Origin of the sequence: Fluviispira sanaruensis, from assembly GCF_004295685.1 — a bacterium.
GTDB classification, from domain to species: domain Bacteria; phylum Bdellovibrionota_B; class Oligoflexia; order Silvanigrellales; family Silvanigrellaceae; genus Silvanigrella; species Silvanigrella sanaruensis.
In genome coordinates this window covers 2,958,316-2,980,601 of sequence record NZ_AP019368.1, presented here as the reverse complement: position 1 = coordinate 2,980,601, position 22,286 = coordinate 2,958,316, and the positions used below count along the sequence as shown (strand labels likewise).

Sequence of the window (22,286 nt, the reverse complement as noted above, 5' to 3'; positions counted from 1 at the left end):
TTTACCAGACCTGCTCGATGCCTTTTACTTCAGGCACTTTTTCCATAAGCATTTTTTCCACTCCTTGGTATAGGGTCATTGCGCTAGAAGGACAATGAGAACAAGCGCCTACAAGCCTTACTTTAACGATACCATCTTCAACATCAATCAGCTCTATATCTCCTCCATCAGACTGGAGTGCTGGGCGAATTTGTTGTTCAATAATTTCCTGAATCTTTGCAATCATTTACGAACCTCATAAAAAGAGAGACAACCCCAATAGGTTGAAATATTTTTTCATTATGAACATAGTATCTGAACTTACTCGGTCAAGGGGGGCTTGTTAGAGTATTTTGAGTATAATCACATATCAATCTCGGGTGAATCAACTTGTATTTTATAATCAAATGTTTTCAAAAGAGTTTATTTTCATGAACAAGGTATGGATTATATCCGCTATAATTATTTTAAGTGTATTAAAAACATCTAATCTCTATGCGGATGAAAATATAATTCTTTCAGACTCTTGGGGTATGAGTTTCGGGTTTAGGGGGCGAGGAGCCCTTAGATCAGCGGGCAAAAGTTTTTCTTTGAGAAACTCACCAGATCAAAGTTCAGAAAATCAAGCTGCTAGTGCTGCTGCTTACAGTATAGACTCCCTGTCGGTTAAATTTTCATTGGAATTGCGCGACTGGGTTTCTTTAAAAACAAGAGTAGATTATTATTGGAACTCATCATTTATTTATAATTTATATCCAAAAGATTATGAACAAAATAAATTTCATTTAAGAGATTTTTACTTAAGTTTTCCGAGCAATACAAAAATGTCTTCATTTTGGATAGGAAGAAGAACATTCGAATTCGAAAATATTTATTTATTCCAATTGGACAATCCTTTTAATCAAATAGAACTTCAAGGATTTGGTTATGAAAATGAAGTTTTTCAGGCGTCAATTGCGTTAAATAATGAATCTTTATTTACGACGGGAAGAGATATTAATGGCAATCAAGTCTTAGATAGCGATAATAACCCACAACTCTTTCAAGAGCATGATTTAATAATTACTGCTTTCTTTTCTGGAAAATTTTTATTATCTGAAGGTAAAATCTTTCAACCTGTTTTTGCTCTTCGCTATTATCAGGAATTAACTAAACAAGAAAATGATAGCAATAATGTAAAATTAGATACTGTTGTGAATTCTTCCTCGTTTATGGTAGGCGGAATTTTTTCTAGACCTTTAGCAGACGGTTTAAAAGGACATACAACTGTTTGGTTCCAATCTCTTCCTACAGATAAAAATGTTCGACCATATAATAATGCTGTTTCAAGTTCATATATGGGTAAAGGAAGAGTCCCTCCTAATTACCCACAAAATACAATTGGCATTCTTGATTCTTCAGAGTTTTATTTTACACCTTATGCTGGTGTATTATCTGGCATTATTCTTTTAAATAATACCTACGCTTCAGAATTGCCTGTTTTAAAAATAGCAGATGATAAAAAATCCTTAGAGCATGATGGCACTCAAACTTCACGTTTGGCAAATCGTTTGAGTGTTGATATTCAGCCAGTTTATTTTATTACGCGAAATTGGCAGTTAGGCTTAGATCTTTCGCTTGTTTATGTATCTCGTAAATTGATTGCATCCGATGCAAACTCCGTTGTCATAACTCCAATTCTTAAATATTCGTTCGATAAAAAATTGCGTACAAATCAGTATTTCTTTTTTAGCTGTAGTTTTGGCTATTATGATTGGAAGATCAAAGCATATCCAGATGGGACCAAAACTCAGAATTTATTTACAACTCAGTCAGGAATTAATTTTTTACTTTGAATAGAAAGAATCTTTTGGTCGTATTTCTATCTGACAATCATTCTATATTTATCAATGGAATTAATCGCTATTTACTATGCACATATTCTTAAGTTTATCTTGATTTTTTGTTATTATATCGTTTACTTTGTTTTTAATTTTTGGGTCTAATTTTTTTGAAAAGCCTACATAGACTTCATAAGTATGATCTCCCAATTGAATATATCTAATTTTATTTAGAGCTTTCATTTTTTTTGCTTCAAGGATCCCTGCTTTGGGATTACTTAAATACAGAATATCGATTCTATTATTTAATAATTTTTGTAATAGAGTATTTATTGCCTTTTCACCAGAAGACTCAGAGACTATAATGTTATTTTTCTTTTGTTCAAAATAATCTGGTAAGTTTACACCTACTCTAACACCTATAGTTTTATTTTTAAAAATATTTGAACTTCTGAATTCTTTGATTTCAGAGATTTTATTAACAAAAATATATTCATGGATTTCACAAATTGGCACGGAGTGAGCATATTCTGATTTGTTTAAAAATGTTCGACTCGTAGTAAGAAGTAAAAGGTCAATATTTCCAGCATTTAACTCATGATAGCCCCGCGCAAGCGGAAAACCATAAAATTGGATATTATAATTATTTCCTAAGTTTAATTTTTTTATAATATCATTAACAGCGGTGCCATCTAAAATTCCTTTAGAATTTTTATAAGCGTATGGTGGTATTTCAAAATAACCCACTTTGATTATTTTCTCACTTGAATAAGCAAAAATATGATTTAAAAAAAAGATAAGAATGAAGTATTTCAAGTTAAGAATCCTTCTTTGTTGTTTCTTATATTAACATTTTAAAATATATATTTTTTAATTTTAAAAATTTTATTTTATTTCGCTTTATTCTTAAAAAAAGTCAAAATAATGACTTTTTTTAAGAATTTATTATTTTTTGGAATTATTAGGTCCTTTATAAAAAAAAGAGAGACTTAAGCCCCTCTTAAATCTGCTTTAAATTTATCGGTGACAGCGTGAATAATCGCTTTTGACAATTTATTTATATCTTTGTCGGTAAAGGTTCTTTCAGTTGGCTCGAGTGAAATTTGAAAAGCTAATGATTTTTTATTTTCAGGTATGCCCTTCCCACGATAAATATCAAAAATTTGAATTGAATTCAAAAGAGCAGGTATTTCATTTCTAATAATTTCATTTATAGATTCTGCCACTACAGTATAGAGCTCTTTTCCAGTGACTTTATCATCGAACAAGAAAGCAAAGTCTCTTGTAATAATTGGAAATTTTTGCGCACTTACAACTTTTTGAATCACTTTCTTTGGCAGAAAAGATTTTTGCATTAATAACGCAACATTTAATTCAAAGACATAGCAAGGCGATTCGATTTCATAATTGCGCATTGTATTTGGATGTAGTTCACCAGCCCAGCCAAGTGAAACAGATTCATTATTATCATCGAGTATATAAAATCCAACTCTTCTGCCTGGGTGAAGGGCATTTGCTATTGGATGAACTTTAGTATCTGAGTTTGTTTCTTTATCTGATAATTTAATAAATGATATGTCAACTCCGACGCATCGACAAATTTCTTGAATATGAGCCATTATATCATGAAGAGACCACTGAATTTCAGTTGTATTTTGCCAAGATTTATCAATTTTATTGCCAAAGCACACTCCTGCTAAACGTGGAGTTTCCACCGGCCGCTTGTTCTGAGAGGGCTCTCTTGAATAAGAATAACCTCGAGAATAATGATATTCTAAAGTTTGCTCGAATACTTCTGCCAGTTCATTTTGTAGCCCAATCCTTTCACCATTTAACTGAAAAACTCTTTCACCCTCATTGTCATGATTTTGAAATGTTCGACAGGAGTGAAATAGTTGCCCACTTTTCACTCCATAACTTATATTACGCCCAACTTTTCTTAATAAATCAGGAATAAGTGTTGTGTGCATAAGTGGCTCATCGCCTATTATTGGATTCATTAAAGCAACAGGTTCACCCAATGAATTAATAGAACTTATTCCTAATTTTTTATAATCATCTGCACGCATAAAATGTAAGCTAATAACTTCATTGTAGCCGAGAGCTGCACAACGTGAACTTATTTTTTCATTGAAGGCAAACTGTGGATCATCATGATTGACAATTGCGACTGAGTGAAATGGAGATGAAGGAATGGAGTCTATACCGACAATGCGTATGAATTCTTCTACTAAATCAGCATTTCCAGCAATATCCTGCTTTCTCCAACTGGGCACTGTTACTTTATATTTTTCATCAGTTTGTTTATTTAAAGTAAAGCCAAGTGAAGAAATAATACTGAGCTGCTCTTTAAATGGTAAAATATGCGCGCCTAAAACTTTCTCTTGATCCTGAGAACTATAATCTATTTCAATAGTGTTAGCGTGGGTTAATAGCATAGGTTTTTTATGCATATCAATTGAATGAACGGATCCGCAATAAAGTGGTTTACTATGGCTTTCTGTTGAAATGATTGCAAAGAATTCAATTGCAGCTTTGTAGCGTTGCTCTGCATCTATACCTTTTTCAAATAAAAAACTTGCATCTGTTTGGCGGCCATACCGACGCGATGTTCTACGCACAGCTACAGAATTTGGATTAGCAAATTCAACAACTATTTTCTTACTTTGGCTCGAAACTTTTGAATGTTCGCCTCCTAAAACGCCAAGTATTGCTTGTGCTCCTTCAATATCTGCGACAATTCCATCGAATGTATCTAAATTTCTTTCTTTGCCATCAAGACCAATGAACTTCTCGCCTGCTTTTGCATTGCGGAGAATTAATTTTTTAGCTTTAGGTTCTTGTGCTGAGAGTTTTTCTAAGTCAAATGCATGGTTTGGTTGACCGTAAGCTAGCAGAACATAATTAGATGTATCAACAATATTGTTGATTGAATTTTGGCCAAGAGCTTCAAGTAAATTTCTCAACCAAGCAGGACTTGCTTTCACTTCAATACTGTCAATTAAAACAAAAAAAGCAGGAATATCTAAGTGATTTTCACATGAAAAAGAAATATCGCCGCATTTTGCAGAAGCATTTTTTAGCGCATCTGCTTTAATATTTTCTTCTGTTAAAGAGATTTTATTGGCAAATTCAGCATCTTTTTTGAGACTATATGGAATTTTAGCATAGCTAAATCCTGCGATAAGCTCACGTGCAACACCTTCATGGGAAAGCATATCCGGACGGTTAGGTGTCACGCTTAATTCAAGTAAGGTGTCCATCATATTGAGAGCATGAAATACAGGATAGCCCAGTTTATTTTTAAGAACTTTACTTGAAATTCCTCCTTGTGCATCAATATCGAGTTCCCAAATTCCATCGCCATCAATTTCTTTATTGGTAGGGAGGTTCAGTTCCTCACGTGCACAAAGCATTCCGTTGCTTTCGACGTCACGGATTTTGGATGGTTTAATTTCTAAACCATTTGGCAGTTTTGTAGATGGAAGAGCTACGGCAACATAGAGATCAGCTCGTGCATTGGGCGCTCCACAGACAATTTGTCTCAAGGTCGATTCTCCGACATCGACATGACATATTTGTAATTTTCCGGCAGTCGGATGTGGTTCAATTTTTTCAATATATCCTACGACAACGGTTTCAAGTCCTGAGCCCCAAACATTGATACTGTCAACTTCAAATCCTTGGCGAGTTAAAAGTGGAGCGATTTTGTCGAGATCATAAAGAGTTTCTAATATATTTTTTCCATTGATATTTATATTTTTAGTAATCTTAGGGAGAGTTAAGAAACGTTCGACAAAATTTAAACTTGCTAGCATGACATTTACCTTATTGCTGTATTTTTTAAACGAGTCCGAATGACTTTAAGAAAGACACATTGCCGTCAATGAATGAACGCAAATCTGAAACTGCAAAACGATCTTTTGCAATACGATCAACGCCAAAACCAAAAGCAATTCCGCCGTAAACGGAAGAGTCAATCCCACAGCTTTCAAGAACTTTTTTATTTACAACCCCGCAGCCGCCGATTTCTGACCAACCGGTATGCTTGCAACTGCGACAGCCTGTACCAAAGCACTGTTGACATTCAACATCAACTTCTGCACTTGGTTCTGTAAATGGAAAATAACTCGAACGGAAACGTAATTTAACGGAGCGACCAAATGCTGCATTTAAGAGTTCATTGATGGTGTGACGTAAATGTCCCATATGAATGCCTTTATCAACAACAAGGCATTCAATTTGACGAAATGCAGGTAAGTGAGTCATGTCAAATTCATTGCGATAAACGCAGCCAGGACAAACGATTTTTAACGGTAATTTTCGTTCTTTCATAGCATGACTTTGTACATTACTCGTATGTGTTCTTAAAACCCATTCACTCGCAAGAAAAAATGTATCTTGCATTTCCCGTGCAGGGTGATCTTTTAGAACATTCAAGGCTTCAAAATTATAAAAGTCATTGTCTATTTCTGGACCATCGACGACAGAAAACCCCATGCGTTGAAAGGGCACCATAAGGTCGCGCATAACAGTTATTACGGGATGACGGGAGCCGAGATTTAATTGGCTAAATGGCAATGTGATATCGTCCGTTTCCGAATTTAATTTTTTATTTTCAACTTGAATTCTATAACTCTCTGAAAAAGTTTTAAAGCTGCTTTCAATTTCCGCTTTCAGTTCATTGATTTTAGCCCCTGCATTTTTACGCTCTTCAGCAGGTATATTGCGCAGAGATTTAAGCCACTCTTGGAGGGGGGATTTTTTACCAGTGAAGCGAATGCGAATTTCTTCCATAATATCATTGGAGAATATGTTTAAATCAGGAGAGTTTAAGCCATTTTCACCAACCACTTGAGTTAAGCGAACGCGCTCGTCATTGATATGTTTAATGAGTTCTTCAATATTTTGATATGAAACAGATATGGGGGCTGTTAAAATATTTTTAATTTCCTCAATTCCTGACATAAAGCATTCTTCTCCAATAGTTGATCCGATACAAATAATGCTAAAAATACAAGCAAAAGTCCTTTTTGCAGTATCAAATTAAGACATTTTAGCTTATAGCCCGACTTTTCTAAATAGCAATCATAAAGAATATAAACTCCTTATAATTAAAATAATAGATGATTAATCTGTTAATTATATCAGAAATTATCTGCAGTATATTTTTTTATTAATGAATAATCAAGCTGTGGTTTGAATTTCTATATAACTAAAGGAGTAAAAATGAAAATCCAGATTGCTTTCTCTTATATTCTTTCAATGGCTCTGTTGGCGAGTTGTGGCACAAAAAAAGATGGAGATGTTAAAGAGAATGTCATTTATGTAAGTTCTCCAAGGCCTCAATTGGTCGCAAAATCCAATCAATTAATCTTAAAACCAAGCAAGAATAACGATGGTACTTATTTTTCTCTTACAGGGAAATGGGCAGTGCCAGAAAATGTTTATTCAGTCAAAATTATAGGTTGCTCAGGTGGCAATGGTGGAGGCGGTGGAGGAGCTGGCGGAGAAGGAGGGGGAGCTTTCGAAGGTTCATGGGGAAATACCTCACTTGGGGGGAATGGTTCCGCAGGTGGCGATGCCAATGGAGAAGTTGCTTCAGGCGAAAGAGGAAACCCAGGAAGACCTGGGCAAAGTTGTTATTCTTATAACTTATCAATAAAGTGCACACCTTTTCAAAACGATCCTCATCGGCTTCATCCTGCAAACTCAGCTTCTATCGGAGGAGAAAATGGAAAATTAGGAGAGCAAACAGAGTTTGGTGAGTTTAAATTTTTATTAGCATTGAAAAATAAAGAAAATATTAAAAATAATAAAAATATTTCTAGTTTTTTAGCTGATTTTGACCAGTATTGCGACGGAGGAGTGGGAGGTCTTGGTGGCCAAGGGGGAGTGGGCGCCAATGGACACAATCCAAACGCTCCTTACCAAGGTGGATTTGGTGGAAATGGGGGGAAAGGCAAAGATGGATACTCTGCATTGGTACAAGAGAAAATCTTGCATGTGCAACCTGGACAGGAAATTCCTTATAAAATCGGTATTGGGGGGAATGGCGGTAGTCGCAGTTTGCAATCGTTACCAGGACAAGGCAGTCGACATCATGAAAATGGTCATCCAAATTCTCCTGGGACAAATGGCGAATCAGGAAAACCTGGGGTGCTCATACTTCAATGGGTGAGTGTTGAATAAATTAAAATGGCTCCTATTTGAATAATATGAGCCATTTTAATTCTTATTTAATATGAGCCGTTTAATACTTATTTTCCATGTGGTGAAAGCATAAGTTTAGGATCAACCCATTCATCAAATTGTTCTGCTGTTAGGTAGCCAAGTGAAAGCGCAGCTTCTTTTAAAGTCGTACCATTTTTATGCGCGGTTTTTGCAATGGAAGCCGCTTTATCATATCCAATATGGGTATTTAACGCTGTCACAAGCATAAGTGATTTATGCATAAGATCATTAATTCGCTCTTTATTGGCTTTTATGCCAGAAGCGCAGTGTTCTTCAAAACCAACAAAGCAGTCCGCCAAGAGGCGAATAGAATGCAGAATATTATGAATAATAACAGGTTTAAAGACGTTTAATTCAAAGTTTCCTTGGCTCGAAGCTACAGTTACAGCAACATGATTACCCATTACTTGGCAACAGGCCATCGTAGCCGCTTCACTTTGCGTCGGATTTACTTTGCCTGGCATAATGGAACTGCCTGGTTCATTTTCTGGAATGGAAATCTCTCCTATTCCACAGCGTGGACCACTTGCAAGCCATCGTATATCGTTGGCAATTTTCATAAATGCAGTTGCAGTTGTATTCAGTGCACCTGAAAGGTTTGCCAGAGCTTCTTGTCCAGCCAGAGCTTGGAATTTATTCGGTGCAGTGACAAAAGGAATTTTTGTAAATTCAGATAATCTTTTAGCGATTCCTTTTGCATAACTTTTATGAGAATTCAAGCCTGTACCAACAGCTGTGCCTCCTGCAGCAAGCTCATAAACCATTTCCATTGAGTTCAGAACTGCTTTCTTGCACATTTTAAGTTGCATAGCCCAACCGCTCACTTCGTCACCAAGAGTCAAAGGTGTGGCGTCTTGTAAATGCGTTCTGCCAATTTTAACGATGTCTGCGAATTCTTTGGCTTTGGCTTCGAAGGTTGCAATGATTTTATCGATTGCAGGAATAAAATTTTCATGCACAGCAATTGCTGCTGCAACGTGCATTGCGGTTGGGAAACTGTCATTCGTACTTTGCCCGCGATTAACATCATCATTTGGGTGAATTGGTTTTTTGCTCCCAATCACTCCCCCTGCAATTTCAATCGCTCTATTCGAAATCACTTCATTGAAATTCATATTGGATTGAGTACCCGATCCCGTTTGCCATACGACGAGCGGAAAGTGATCGTCAAATTTTCCTTCAATGACTTCGTCAGCTGCCTGACTGATCAATTTCTCTTTTTCGTTTGCGAGCTCTCCCAATTCTGCATTTACTTGTGCGGCGGCCTTCTTGACAAGCGCATAAGCTCTTATAAATACTCGAGGAAAACGCTCTCCACTGATTTTGAAGTTTTGAAAACTGCGTTGCGTCTGAGCTCCCCAATAAGCATCTTGTGGGACTGCAATTTCGCCCATGCTATCTGTTTCTATACGTGTAGACATAGTAGAATCTCCTAAAAGAGAAAACGAATGAATAGGATTTTCCTTTCCTAATGTAATTAGAAAGGCCGACCTAATACTTATAGGATTGAGGCGTCAATGTAGCAAGTTTCGAAGGAGCTAAAGAGAGTCACTCGAAGTCCGATATGTTGACATCTATATGAACACAACTGCTTTGAGGTATGATCAATGGAAGTGGTCGTTAATAATACAACAGTTGAATTCTCTGGCCTCCTTAATGAAGAATCCTCAGTGGAATTAATTAAGCAAGGGCTTGAACAAGCAGTTAAAAATTCAGCTTCAAAAAAAGAAGTCAACCTCGATTTTTCTAAAGTAAAACGCGCAAACTCATGTGGAATTCTTGCTTGGTATAAAATCCTTGATACTTTTGATTGTACTTTTGTATATATAAATGCGCCAAGATGGTTGGTCGAACAGTTTAATATCAGTGATTTTCTCAGTGACAAAACCCGTGTACAAAGTATTTATGCAAATTTTTATTGTCCATCAAATGATACCCATGAAGTTTTATTATTGACTTTAGGAAATGAAATTCCAATTTTAGATAATTATGATGAGTTTAGCTTGGTTTTAAAAAATAAAGATGGTCTTGATCTCGAAATTGACTTTGAACCAAGTGAGTATTTTTATTTTATCTCATCAAATCCCCAAAGGTTTAAGAAGGAGGCAGCTTGAAAGTTGTCTGTTTTTTACCCGACTCAATTGCTTTTCAAAATAAACTGGGGATGCTCACTCGCTCAGCAGGTGTAAATTTTCAACCTTGCACAAGTGAAGAAGAAGCAAAAGTATTTGCAACTAATGAAAGAAAGGATCGATTTTTTTTGTTTGCTGAAGCTAAAAAGATCGATTTTTTAAAAGACTTTTCTGCAAATTATCCTGAATGTCGAATTGTCGTTATTCTGCAAGAATCTTTACAAAGAGTTATTCCGAGTTTAATTGATTGTTCCAATATTCAATGTTTCGTTGCAACAAATAATGGTGAATTCGATGCGCGTGAATTGATTATGTTGCTTAAAAAATTTGAGTCAAAAGATTATCCAGGCCTTGAAAAACATTTAAATTTCCCTGCTGTTTTTAAAGAAAAAAGAATTAAATCCCAAAGTGATAAAAGAGATGCAATTAAAATATTGGAAGAATTTATATTAAAAATTGGTGGCAATTCTGATCGTTTTGATCAATATGCGCAAAGGGTCTGTGATTTAGCAGATGAATTGTTACTTAATGCCGTTTTTGATGCCAACCCAAGATTAAAAACAGCTGATAGAAGTGCTCCCTTTGAGTTAATTGATACAGAATCTGTCAGAATTAAATGGGGATTTGATGGTGAAGTTTTCGGACTATCCGTTGCAGATCCATTTGGTTCATTGAGTAAAAAAACAGTCATGCAGTATTTAGATGAAAATCAAAAAACAGAACATATAGGAAAACGCGATAGCGGAGGATTAGGAATAAAATTAATTTTTGAAAGACTGCATCACTATATAGTTAATGTAAATCCAGGAAAAATGACTGAAATCGTTTGCCTGATGCGCTTTGAAAAAAGATTCAAAGACTTTGATAAAAGACTAAGGAGTTTCCACTATTTTAAAGTTGAGGACTCTCAATAAAAATGGCTTCAGAATTAAGCAAGGACTTGGACAAAGCTCTTGCTTCGCAAATTCTAAAAAATGTTTCAACCGGTATTGCCTTATTTAATTCTGGCGATCGATATATGTATTGGTGCAATGCTACTTTTAAGAAACAAACATGGTTCGGTGGCGTTGGAAAATCTGCTGCAAAAGTAAATATAGATGATCTTTTTGAAGCAAAAGATCAGCCTTTAATTTATGAATTATTCAATATTGCCTTAAAATTAGGTCAGGCCTATGACTATCAAAGGCAAGTACGGAGAGGTCCGGTTGGTTCTTTTCCTGCTGAAATTAAATTGCACAAAATACCGATAGCAAACAATGAAATATTAATTTGCATGGAAATTTCAGATTTAAGTTTAACTAAAATGTATGATGAACTGCAGAATACACATGCACAAATGCGTGATAAATTAGCTGACTTAATGACAACCCAAGCAGAACTGCATTATTCAGTTCGTATGAATACAATCTCAGAAATTGGTGCGGATATTGCTCATCAGTTGATAAATCCAATTACAATGTGCCGAGGGATTTTACAAACACAAATTTTACCCGCCTTAAATACAAATAACACAGCGCAGGATGATTTAAAAAAGGCCTTGCAATATATGCAAGACATTCAAGATCTCGCTGTCTGGTTTAGAAAGTTTTCCAATCCAAAATTATCTGAAACACAAATATCAAATGTCATGAGCATGGTAGATGATGCCTTAATGCTGAATGTTCATCGCTTTACGACGCAAGGTATTACTTATAAAATTCGTAAAGATGACACATATGATCCCACTGTTGTAGCAAACCCAGTAAATTTTATAATGTGGTTAAATGCGGCATTTGCAGAACTTTGTGACGTTATAACACAAGGTAACAGTGTAATTTATATTGATATCAACGGGAATGAAGATTTTGTTACGATATCGGCGCAATGCTCATGTATCCCTGGTGGTAAACAAAAAGTAGAAATTGCGACTCTCGAAAAATTTGCAAATAAAATGCCCGGCAGTGCAAAATTTGAAGCCATGCTGCAAGAGTCACATATTTTATTTAGTATCGGCTTAACCTGTTTCCAAGAAGAAGAGTCACAAAAAGAAGAAGGAACAGAAAATACCGAGATAGGGACAACGCAAAAATACACAGGCAGTGCGAAGCCGCTCGTTCTCATAGTGGATGACGAATCAGATATTCGCAGACTGGTTAAACGTGCAATGAAACAATCGGGCTGGGAATCGGTAGAGGCAGAAGACGGACTTCAAGCTCTAGAGTATTTCCAACAAGAAGATAAAAAAGCGATTGCCGAAAGAATTGTGGCAATAATAAGCGATGTGCGCATGCCGAGAATGACTGGCCCCCACTTTTTGGTTGCCTTGCGTGAAGAAAAAGTAAACACACCCTTTATCTTTTTTAGCAGCAACATTGTTGATCAAGGTGATGGTGGTTTTAAATATGAAAATGTATTTTATATGACAAAAGAATCGGGCATGGATGCACTCAAGAAAATAGTCGCTCGTTTCATGCCTGCCGTTACGAATGGGGATGCTGTTGAGGCGAAGAGTTAAAAAAGTTCTAAAATCTCTTGCGCATCAAGCCTGAATCGTTTTTAATCATTTACATGATCATTTTGAATTAAATAGAGTATAGTGGATACTTTAACATTTTAGAATAATTGATTTTAGTGGATTTAGCTGTTAAAATCTCTTGGTTCTTATAACTTTTATTTTGGCTATAATTTCATGTTAATAAAATTAAATTTATTATTAAAATTCATTGGTAAAAAAGCTGTTATTTGGTTATGTATTGGATTTTTTTCTTCAATATTATTAGGGTTTGTTGATTTATCAATATCATTATTCATTCAATTATTTCTTGTAAATTTAGGGTTTATTAATGAAAATATAAAAGTTTATGGATATACTATACCAAGACTTTCTTCCGAGTATATTATTATTTTATTATTATTGATTGGAATAATTCGATTTACAGGACAACTCTTTTCCAGCAATAGTATTTCATTTGTTTTAGATTTTATAAATTGCAGACTCAGAAACTTAGTTATTCATGATATGCTATTTAAGTCTTCAAAAAGTATAAATAGTGCTTCTGAAGTTAATTTTAAAATATCGGAACTCTTTCCTAAAGCTTCCTCTTTTATATCATCTAGTATTTCTTTGTTATCATCTTTATTACAATGTATATGCGTTTTATTATTTATGTTTATTACCACTTGGAAGGAATCAATCATAGCTTTATTAGGGATTTTTCTCATAGGTTTTCTTATTAGAAAGATAAATAATAGTGTCAGAAAAACTGCTTCAGCTGTTCCAGCGGAACAGCATAAATTAATTTCTGGTATTGAAAAAGTTTCTAGAAATTTACTTTTTATAAGTGTCATGAGGACTCAATTAAAAGAACAAAAAGATCTTGTGGAAAGTGCGATCAATTATTCATCTTTCTCTATTAGAACAAATTTTTTGAATAACTTAGCAGTAACTTTATCACCATTTTTAGGGATTATTCTTCTTATTATAATTATTTGTATGAGCCAAATTTTTTGGCAAACACCAGGTTTGGTTCTCCTTTCATTTCTCTATTTATTAATTCGATTTATTCAAAATTTATCTTCATTAGTTGGATTATTTGGAATACTAAACATATACTATCCACAATTTAAAGCAACGATGAAATATTTTCACGACTATCCTCAAAATGAAAAAGAAGAAGCGTTAAAGTTTTCAAATAATATAAAATTTTATGGAGAAAGTAGCAGATATAATTTAATTAGAACATCCAATAATAATCAATTAACACCGAAATTAAATAAAGAAAAAGTGGAAACAAAGCAGCAATCAATACCACCGTCAATTTTATTTAATGAAGTCTCATTTTGTTACTCTCCCAGTCAAAAAAATGTTATTCAAAATTTAAATTTTTTTGTAAAACCAGGTTCACAAATAGGGATTATAGGACCAAGTGGAGCTGGTAAAAGCACTATCCTTATGCTTTTACTAAATATCTTAATTCCGCAAAAAGGAGAAATTAAAATTGATCAAGCTCCTGTTCAAGATTTTTTTAAAAACTCTGACAATATGATTGGTTATGTAGGTCCTGAACCTTTTCTTATTAAGGGGACTTTACGTGAAAATGTGATATATGGAATACAACGAGATGTTATAGATGAAGAAATTCTTGAATCTTGTGAAAAAGCGAACTTAAAGGAGCTTGTTCTAGAAAAAGGGTTTGATTACGAAATAAGTGAAGATCATGCAGGTTTATCTGCTGGGCAAAAGCAACGGCTTTGTTTAGCGAGAGCATTGCTGAATAACCCCAAACTACTTGTGCTTGACGAAGCCACAGCTAACTTAGATGATGCTTCGGAAAGTAGCATTGCAGAATCAATACATAATTTTAAAGGTATTTGTACAGTTGTTATCGTTTCCCACAGACCTGGTATTCTTAAAGGGGTTGATAATATAATTAAGTTGGTATAGGAATTTAATATCTTATAAATATCTCAAACATAATTGTCATGGAGACTTATTATATGCATAATTTAAGTTCTTTATTTTCTTTAAAAGATAAATATATTCTTATCACCGGGGCGGCTGGATTATTAGGTATTAAACATGCGGAAGCGATTGCACTTGCTGGTGGCAAACCTATATTAACAGATATAAACACTGATTCCCTAAAAAGAATTTCTGAAGAAATAGAAAATAAATATAACACTACCTGTCTTTTTTTCAAGATGGATGTTACTTCTGAAATCAGTGTTAATGAAATATATAATATTTTAAAAGGAAAAAATATTTTCGTAAATGTCTTAATAAATAATGCTGCGAGAAATCCTAAGGTTGAGGACTCTACTAATAAATTAAATCTGCGTAATAGATTAGAATTTTTAGATTTAGAATCTTGGAATTTAGATATTTCTGTTGGTTTAACTGGCGCTGTAATTTGTTCTAAAGTATTTGGTACTTGTATGGCAAATCGAAAAAAGGGAAATATTATTAATATTTCTTCAGATTTAGGAATCATTGCCCCTGATCAAAGACTCTATAGAAAAGAAAATCTTTTAGATTCTGAACAAGATGTTAAACCAGCTAGTTACTCTGTTGTGAAACACGGTTTAATTGGTTTAACAAAATATTTTGCTAGTTATTGGGGGGATAAAAATGTTAGATGTAATGCTCTTTCTCCTGGAGGTATTTTAAACGAACAAAATTCTACTTTTTTAAAAAATATCCAAGATCGAATTCCACTTGGAAGGATGGCTTATGCAGATGAATATCAAGGAGCAATTATATTTCTAAGCTCTGATGCTTCCTCTTACATGAATGGTTCAAACTTAATTATGGATGGAGGAAGATCAATCTGGTAAATAAAAAATATTTTCCTAATTTAATTAAAAGTTTTATATCTAATAGGAAAAAAAATAATGCTAGAAAATTTATTTTTGAAATTAGATAGTGCATCATCCATATTCAGCTGTTTAAATCAACTAGAAAAAAATACGAAGGGATTTTTATTAATTACTAATGATACTGATGAGATTATAGGAGTTTTAACAGATGGTGATATTCGAAGAGCTTATATAAATGGAGCAGAATCAAATGATCTACCAGATAAATATATTAATAAGGATTTTATTTATTTGGAAACTAACTATTCTCGAGAAAAAGCTTTAAAATTATTTGATCAAGGTAAAAAATTCATACCTATAATTGAAAATAAAAAAGTAATAGATGTGATTTTTCCACAAAGTCTTAAGTATATAGAATCAAAAGATATCATTGCAAGAAGCAAATCTCCCGTCAGAGTAAGCTTTGGTGGAGGAGGTACCGATCTCAGTTCTTTTTTTCTAGAGCATACTGGAGCAGTCCTCAATGCAACAATTAATTTGTATGCACATTGTTTTTTAAAAAAAAGAAATGATTGCATCATCTCCATTATCTCTCATGATTTTAATCAACATATTACATATCAAAATATTGAAAATATAGAATATGATGGTAAGTTAGATCTTATTAAGGCTGCTATAAATCTTTTAAAACCACCATTTGGATTTAATCTTGAAATTTCTTGTGATTTTCCTCCTCACTCTGGATTAGGTGGATCTTCAGCAGTATTAGCTTCGGTAATCGCTGCATTTAATGAATTTCGAGAAGATAAATTAAATCGTTATGAAATAGCAGAATTAGCCTTTCAAGCAGAAAGAATTGAATTATCCATATCTGGAGGTTGGCAAGATCAATATGCCTCCGTTTTTGGAGGATTTAACTTTATAGAATTTAGCGCTTCTAAAAATGAAGTATTTTCACTTAAAATCCCATATGATGTACTCAATGAATTAGAAGCTCGATTTGTTTTATGTTTTTCTGGAGAAGAACACCCAATTGGTAAAATACATGAACAGCAAAAATTACAAATGAAGAAAAGTCATATTATTAATTTAGCTCATAGAACAAGGGAAATTGCTTACGAAATGAAATCTTCATTATTAAGAGGAAATTTGGATGCATTTGGCGTTTTATTGCACGAATGTTGGTGTCTAAAAAAGAATTTTGCAGATGAAATTTCAAATCCTTATGTAAATGAAATTTACGATTTCGCATTACAAAATGGTGCTGTCGGCGGTAAAATCCTAGGAGCTGGTGGAGGAGGATTTTTTTTATTCCAATCAAAAATTGACAAAAAAGGTAATCTTTGCTCTGCACTTAAAAATAAAAATTTATTAGTCAAAGATTTTATATTTGAAGACCGAGGTGTTCGCTCATGGGTTATAAGAACAAATGCATAGATTATAAGGAAGGATTTCATGATTAAAAATATTTCTCAAAATAAAACTTTTTCAATTGGAAATCGAATAGTGGGAATTAATAATCCTACATTTATTATAGCTGAAATTGGAAATAATCATAATAGTGATTTAAAATTAGCCAAAGATCTCGTTGAAGCAGCAATTGATTGTGGAGTCGATGCAGTTAAATTTCAAATGAGAAATATGGAATCTTTATATGGTAAAAACTATTCATTAAAAAATACAGAAGCAGATCTTTCCACGCAATATACAATTGATCTTTTAGAGAAATTCCAATTGAAAAATCATGAAATGCAAGAAATATTCGATTATTGTAAACAAAAAAATATAATTGCTTTCTGTACACCATGGGATATCCCTAGCGTTGAAGTTCTAAATAATTTTGATATTCCTATTTTTAAAGTTGCCTCGGCAGATCTTACAAATCATCAGCTCTTAAAAGAAATTGCAAAATCCAAAAAACCCATGATTTGTTCATCGGGCATGTCCACTCAGAATGAAATACAAATAGCAATTGATCTTCTAAATTCAATAAACGCTTCTTATGCAATATTACATTGCAATTCAACTTATCCTACTCCATATAAAGATGTTCATCTAGAATATTTAAAACAGTTACAAAGAATGACGCCAATTGTTGGGTACTCTGGACACGAAAGAGGTATAGAAGTTCCCATTGCTGCAGTTGCTTTAGGTGCAAAAATTATCGAAAAACATTTTACATTTGATAAAAAAATGGAGGGTAATGATCACAGAATTAGTTTATTACCCCACGAAATGAAAGAAATGGTTCGATGTATAAGAAATGTAGAAGCATCTTTAGGGTATGAATGTTATGAAAGAAAGATAAGCCAAGGCGAACTTATAAATAGAGAAAACCTTGCAAAAAGCATTGTGGCAAAGGTTGATATTAATGAAGGAACAATTCTATCTGAAGATATGTTTCAATTTTTGAGCCCCGGTAAAGGTCTTCAACCTTATAAATTACAATACTTAGTCAATAATAAATCTACAAGAAATATTTCAGCAGGTGAGTTTCTATATGATACAGATCTTCCTGATGAAAAAAGAGTTAAGCCTAAAATTTATAAATTTAAAAGGCCATGGGGGGTGCCTGTTAGGTATCATGACTTTGCAAGTATTATTGAAAATTCAAATCCTGATCTCATCGAGTTTCATTTAAGTTATAAAGATATAGATGAAAATATTCCCAGATTTTTTAAGAGGAAGTATTCCCAAGGATTTGTTGTTCATGCACCTGAATTATTTTCTGGAGATCATCTTCTTGACTTATGCTCATCAGATTTAAGTTACAAAGAGAAATCTATAGAAAATATGAAGCGAGTTGTTGCAATAACTAAAGAACTTAAAAAATATTTTCCGAATGAAAAAAAGCCTTTAATTGTTGCAAACGTTGGAGGTTTTACCCAAAATGCCCCCCTTCCTGATGAAGCTCGAATGCCTCTTTATTATAATTTATTAAAAAGTTTTAAAATTTTTGAAGATTCTGAAGTAGAATTAATACCGCAAACAATGGCTCCATTTCCATGGCATATGGGGGGACAGCAGTATCAAAATCTTTTTAAATTTCCAGAAGAATGTGATTGGTTTTGTAAAGAGTTTAATTATCGAATGTGCTTAGATTATTCACACGCACATTTGACCTGTAACTTTCACGGGTATACAATGAAACAATATTTAGACTTAGTAGCACCACATACTGCTCATATTCATTTAGGGGATGCTGAAGGTGTAGATGGAGAAGGTCTACAAATTGGAGAGGGTGAAGTCAATTTTACAGAACTCGCTTATTTATTTGATAAATATTGTCCAACAGCTTCTTTTATTCCTGAAATTTGGCAAGGCCATAAAAATGAGGGTGAGGGATTTTGGATTGCTCTTGAAAAATTGGAGAAATGGTTTTGAGAAAAGTTAAAGTAGGGATAATGCAAGGACGCCTTTTACCAAAATACAAGGAAAGATTTCAAGCTCATCCTATCGGATATTGGCAGGATGAATTTCCTTTAGCTTCAACCTTAAACTTAGATTGTATCGAATTTATTTTAGATTGCAACGATTATGAAAAAAACCCTTTAATTTACACTGGCGGAATAGAAGAGATTCTTAAAATTTCAAAACAAACTAATGTTGAAGTGTTAAGTATATGTGCTGATTTTTTTATGGAATGTTCACTTCATAACAATGACTCTTATAAAGTTAGAGAAGGCATAGAAATATTAAAACATCTTATTAGTATTTCTCCAAAATTAGGGGTTAAAAACATTGTAATTCCTTGTGTAGATTCTTCATCGTTAAATACAGAGCAGGATAAAAATAAATTTGTAAACTCTCTATCAGAATGCCTAATAGACGCAGAAAAAAATTCTGTTTGTCTTGCACTTGAAACTGATTTAAATCCATTTGATTTTTATAACCTTTTAAAAATGTTTCCTTCTGAAAATGTTAAAGTAAATTATGATATAGGTAATAGCGCTTCAATAGGCTATAATCCTTGTGAAGAATTTAAAAATTATGGGTCATTAATTACTAATATTCATATTAAAGATCGAATTAAAAATGGAAAATCTGTTTTTTTTGGAAAAGGAGACGCTTGTTTTGAAAATGTATTTAATGAACTAAAAAAAATAAATTACAGTGGGATTTTAATAATGCAAGCTTACAGAGATGACCAGGGAGTTTCTATATTTATAGAGCAGTATAACTGGATTAAGAAAATAATTAATAATTATTTAGAGCTTAATTTATGAGAATATATGCAATTATACCTGCACGAGGAGGATCCAAAGGGGTTCCTAAAAAAAATATAAAGACTCTTGCTGGTATTCCATTAATCGCCTATTCCATTGCCGCAGCGAAACTCTGCACACATATTGAAAAAATAATTATTTCTACTGATTGTGAAGAAATAGCATTTATTGCAAAAAAATATGGGGTGGAAGTTCCTTTTTTGAGACCTAAAGAAATCTCTTTAGATTCATCAACCGATCTTGAGTTTATGCTTCATGCAATTCATTGGTTAAATAAACAAAAAATTGAAATTCCAGATTATTGGATGCATCTAAGAGTAACAACTCCAATTAGAGAAATAGGTGTTTTAAATTCATCGATTGATATGTTTATTAATAATGCTCAAGCAACTTCGCTGCGCTCTGCGCATGAAGCGCCAGAAACACCTTTTAAATGGTTTATAAAAGACCAAACTAATAACTATTTTGAACCTTTAGCTGGTCATTCAAATTACTTAAACGTTCCAAGGCAGTTAGTTCAAAAAGTATATGTTCCTAATGGATATGTTGATATCCTGAATACAGCAATCTTATTAGAGAATAATTCAATGCATGGTAATAAAATACTAGCTTTTGAAACTCCCTTTTGTACTGAAATTGATACAATTAATGATTTTGAATTCTTAGAGTTTCAGATTCAAAATAAAAATTTAGAAATATTAAAATTCCTAAAAGAAAATAACTGATAATAAAAATGAGTAAATTATGGCGCATCAACCATTTCAAAATAAAAATGTTCTAGTTACAGGCTCATCTAAAGGTATTGGCTGTGGAATTGCAAATGAATTTTTAAAAAATGGAGCAAATGTTTGTTATACAGCAAGAACACTTGCTTCATTTCAAAATACACAATTTCCCGAAAATTATATGAATAATAGAATTGTAAAACCATGCGATTTTACTTTGCCTAAATCTATTGCGTCTCTAAGGCAAGAACTAGAAATTGAATTTAGAACACTTGATATATTAGTTTGTAATGTTGGAACTGGAAACAGTTCTTTAGACACCATACCTGAGTATAGTCCTTTTAATAATATTTTTGACCAAAATTTTAATTCAGCTGTTAATACTGTTAGAGAGTTTCTATCTTTGCTTGAAAATGCTAAAGGTTGTATATTGTTCATTGGGTCAATTTGTGGTCAGGAAGCCTTTGATGCTCCAATAGATTATTCAGTTGCAAAATCTGCATTACACTCATTTTCGAAACATCTTTCTAAAAAAATTGCAAACAAAGGAATTAGAGTTAATTGTCTTGCACTTGGTAATATTTATTTTCCTGGTGGAACATGGGATAAAAAAATGATTGCTGATCCGTCCAGAGTAAAAAAAATGATTGAGCAAAATGTCCCAATGAAACGATTTGGTACATTAGAAGATGTTGCAAATGCATCATTATTTCTTTGTTCTGAAAAAGCGTCTTTTATTACGGGCTCTATTTTAACTGTCGATGGAGGACAAACAAATTGTTTTCATTAAAGGATGATATAATTTGATAAAAAATCAAAGTATAAATTATCAAGACTATTGTGTTGCTATACTTGCTGGTGGCAAAGGTACACGAATTCAATCTCTTTTTCCAGATATCCCAAAACCACTTGTTGAAATTGCTGGAAAACAAGTATTACTTAGGCAGATTGATTTTTTTCTAGAATATGGAGTAAAAAAAATTATAGTACTTGCTGGATTTAGGGGAGAAGTTATAAAAGAACGACTTTATAAAAAATATAATAATTTAATTGACGTTGTTATAGAAGAAACTCCTCTTGGCACTTCGGGGTGTCTGTCTCTTATTAAAAAAAGTATAAATACGAAATATTTAATTTTTGTAAGCGGAGATCTTGTTTTTGATATAGATTTAGAAAGATTTTGTTCTTTTCACCAGGGAAAAAAAGCACAATGCACTCTTACTGTTCACTCTAACTTTCATCCAATGGATGCAGATCTTATATCGTTTGATGAAATAACTCTGAAAGTAATCGCTCTATTAGTACGACCTCATCCTCAAGGTAGTTATTATCTAAATAATGTAAATGCAGCAATATCTATATTAAACGTAGAATTATTGTCTTATATTGAAGAAAATAATCCAAAAAACTTTGAGAGAGATTTTATTCCTCTTCTTGTGAAAAATAAAATTGATATTTACGCATACAAATCAATTGAATATATTAGAGATATGGGAACTCCAGAAAGATTTAATAGAGTTAGTAATGATCTAAGTAAATTTTTACCAGAAAAGCTAAAGTATTCATTTAAAAAGAAATCAATATTCATTGACATGGCAACTCTTGAAAAGGTATTTTTAGAAAATAATATATATATTAATAATAAGCTATTATCTGATATTAATAAAATCAATTACTCTGAATTTATACTTACAGGATTTTTTTATAAAAATTCAATTAAAAGAGAATTTATTGAAACTGTTTTAGGTAATAGAAATTTAAAACTTGATACGTTTTTTAATTATTGGGATGATTTTGAAGGCGAGTTAAGAGATTTTATTAATGAATATAATATAAGTGATATATCTTTTTATTCTTTTAATTTTTAGGTTGTAA

At 33.0% G+C, this 22,286-nt stretch carries 18 protein-coding genes; 13 read left to right on the top strand and 5 right to left on the bottom strand.

Annotated features, from left to right (window positions below; genetic code table 11):
• Position 1 precedes the first annotated feature (1 nt).
• Positions 2-226: a NifU family protein gene (locus EZS29_RS12495; RefSeq protein WP_130611241.1), complete on the bottom strand. Its 225-nt coding sequence runs from the start codon at positions 224-226 to the stop codon at positions 2-4.
• A 184-nt stretch (positions 227-410) separates the two neighbouring features.
• On the opposite strand from EZS29_RS12495, the gene EZS29_RS12490 reads away from it, so the two are divergent.
• Entirely contained in the window at positions 411-1,814 is a 1,404-nt protein-coding gene (locus tag EZS29_RS12490) for a hypothetical protein (RefSeq protein ID WP_130611238.1), read from the top strand.
• Positions 1,815-1,874: 60 nt separating this feature from the next.
• Here EZS29_RS12490 and EZS29_RS12485 read toward each other — a convergent pair whose 3' ends face one another.
• The 3 genes from EZS29_RS12485 to pheS form a co-directional block, all read right to left on the bottom strand.
• Complete coding sequence (locus EZS29_RS12485) at positions 1,875-2,615, bottom strand: substrate-binding periplasmic protein (RefSeq protein ID WP_172603938.1); 741 nt, start codon at positions 2,613-2,615, stop codon at positions 1,875-1,877.
• A 173-nt stretch (positions 2,616-2,788) separates the two neighbouring features.
• On the bottom strand, positions 2,789-5,617 hold the full coding sequence (gene pheT, locus EZS29_RS12480; RefSeq protein ID WP_130611231.1) for a phenylalanine--tRNA ligase subunit beta: 2,829 nt from the start codon (positions 5,615-5,617) through the stop codon (positions 2,789-2,791).
• Positions 5,618-5,642: 25 nt separating this feature from the next.
• On the bottom strand, positions 5,643-6,767 hold the full coding sequence (gene pheS / locus EZS29_RS12475; RefSeq protein ID WP_130611228.1) for a phenylalanine--tRNA ligase subunit alpha: 1,125 nt from the start codon (positions 6,765-6,767) through the stop codon (positions 5,643-5,645).
• A gap of 261 nt (positions 6,768-7,028) precedes the next feature.
• Here pheS and EZS29_RS12470 point away from each other — a divergent pair, with 261 nt between their 5' ends.
• Entirely contained in the window at positions 7,029-7,991 is a 963-nt protein-coding gene (locus EZS29_RS12470) for a hypothetical protein (protein ID WP_130611225.1), read from the top strand.
• A 68-nt stretch (positions 7,992-8,059) separates the two neighbouring features.
• Here EZS29_RS12470 and fumC read toward each other — a convergent pair whose 3' ends face one another.
• A complete protein-coding gene (gene fumC / locus EZS29_RS12465; protein WP_130611222.1) occupies positions 8,060-9,454 on the bottom strand; it encodes a class II fumarate hydratase in 1,395 nt (464 codons plus the stop codon).
• A gap of 186 nt (positions 9,455-9,640) precedes the next feature.
• Between fumC and EZS29_RS12460 the strand changes: the two genes are divergently transcribed.
• The 11 genes from EZS29_RS12460 to EZS29_RS12410 all read left to right on the top strand — a co-directional run bounded on the left by EZS29_RS12460 (position 9,641) and on the right by EZS29_RS12410 (position 22,279).
• Complete coding sequence (locus tag EZS29_RS12460; RefSeq protein ID WP_130611218.1) at positions 9,641-10,147, top strand: hypothetical protein; 507 nt, start codon at positions 9,641-9,643, stop codon at positions 10,145-10,147.
• Positions 10,144-11,079, top strand: coding sequence for a hypothetical protein (locus EZS29_RS12455; protein WP_130611215.1), 936 nt, complete (start codon positions 10,144-10,146; stop codon positions 11,077-11,079). The genes EZS29_RS12460 and EZS29_RS12455 overlap by 4 nt, the downstream gene beginning before the upstream one ends.
• A 2-nt stretch (positions 11,080-11,081) precedes the next feature.
• Complete coding sequence (locus EZS29_RS12450) at positions 11,082-12,659, top strand: hybrid sensor histidine kinase/response regulator (RefSeq protein ID WP_130611212.1); 1,578 nt, start codon at positions 11,082-11,084, stop codon at positions 12,657-12,659.
• 174 nt (positions 12,660-12,833) lie between these two features.
• Positions 12,834-14,588 carry an ABC transporter ATP-binding protein gene (locus EZS29_RS12445; protein WP_130611209.1) on the top strand — a complete coding sequence of 585 codons (1,755 nt, stop codon included), beginning with the start codon at positions 12,834-12,836 and terminating at the stop codon, positions 14,586-14,588.
• Between the two features lie 53 nt (positions 14,589-14,641).
• A complete protein-coding gene (locus EZS29_RS12440) occupies positions 14,642-15,478 on the top strand; it encodes an SDR family oxidoreductase (RefSeq protein ID WP_130611206.1) in 837 nt (278 codons plus the stop codon).
• A 57-nt stretch (positions 15,479-15,535) separates the two neighbouring features.
• The gene (locus tag EZS29_RS12435; protein WP_130611203.1) at positions 15,536-16,897 is read left to right on the top strand and encodes a GHMP family kinase ATP-binding protein; all 1,362 of its coding nucleotides are present in this window, start codon (positions 15,536-15,538) and stop codon (positions 16,895-16,897) included.
• Between the two features lie 18 nt (positions 16,898-16,915).
• On the top strand, positions 16,916-18,844 hold the full coding sequence (locus EZS29_RS12430) for an N-acetylneuraminate synthase family protein (protein ID WP_130611199.1): 1,929 nt from the start codon (positions 16,916-16,918) through the stop codon (positions 18,842-18,844).
• Positions 18,841-19,686, top strand: a complete 846-nt coding sequence (locus tag EZS29_RS12425; RefSeq protein WP_216678676.1) for a sugar phosphate isomerase/epimerase family protein — start codon at positions 18,841-18,843, stop codon at positions 19,684-19,686. The genes EZS29_RS12430 and EZS29_RS12425 overlap by 4 nt, the downstream gene beginning before the upstream one ends.
• On the top strand, positions 19,683-20,411 hold the full coding sequence (locus tag EZS29_RS12420; protein ID WP_130611196.1) for an acylneuraminate cytidylyltransferase family protein: 729 nt from the start codon (positions 19,683-19,685) through the stop codon (positions 20,409-20,411). Before EZS29_RS12425 ends, EZS29_RS12420 begins: the two co-directional genes overlap by 4 nt.
• Before the next feature lie 19 nt (positions 20,412-20,430).
• Positions 20,431-21,201 carry an SDR family NAD(P)-dependent oxidoreductase gene (locus EZS29_RS12415; RefSeq protein ID WP_130611193.1) on the top strand — a complete coding sequence of 257 codons (771 nt, stop codon included), beginning with the start codon at positions 20,431-20,433 and terminating at the stop codon, positions 21,199-21,201.
• Positions 21,202-21,214: 13 nt separating this feature from the next.
• Positions 21,215-22,279: a nucleotidyltransferase family protein gene (locus EZS29_RS12410; RefSeq protein WP_130611190.1), complete on the top strand. Its 1,065-nt coding sequence runs from the start codon at positions 21,215-21,217 to the stop codon at positions 22,277-22,279.
• Positions 22,280-22,286: the final 7 nt, after the last annotated feature.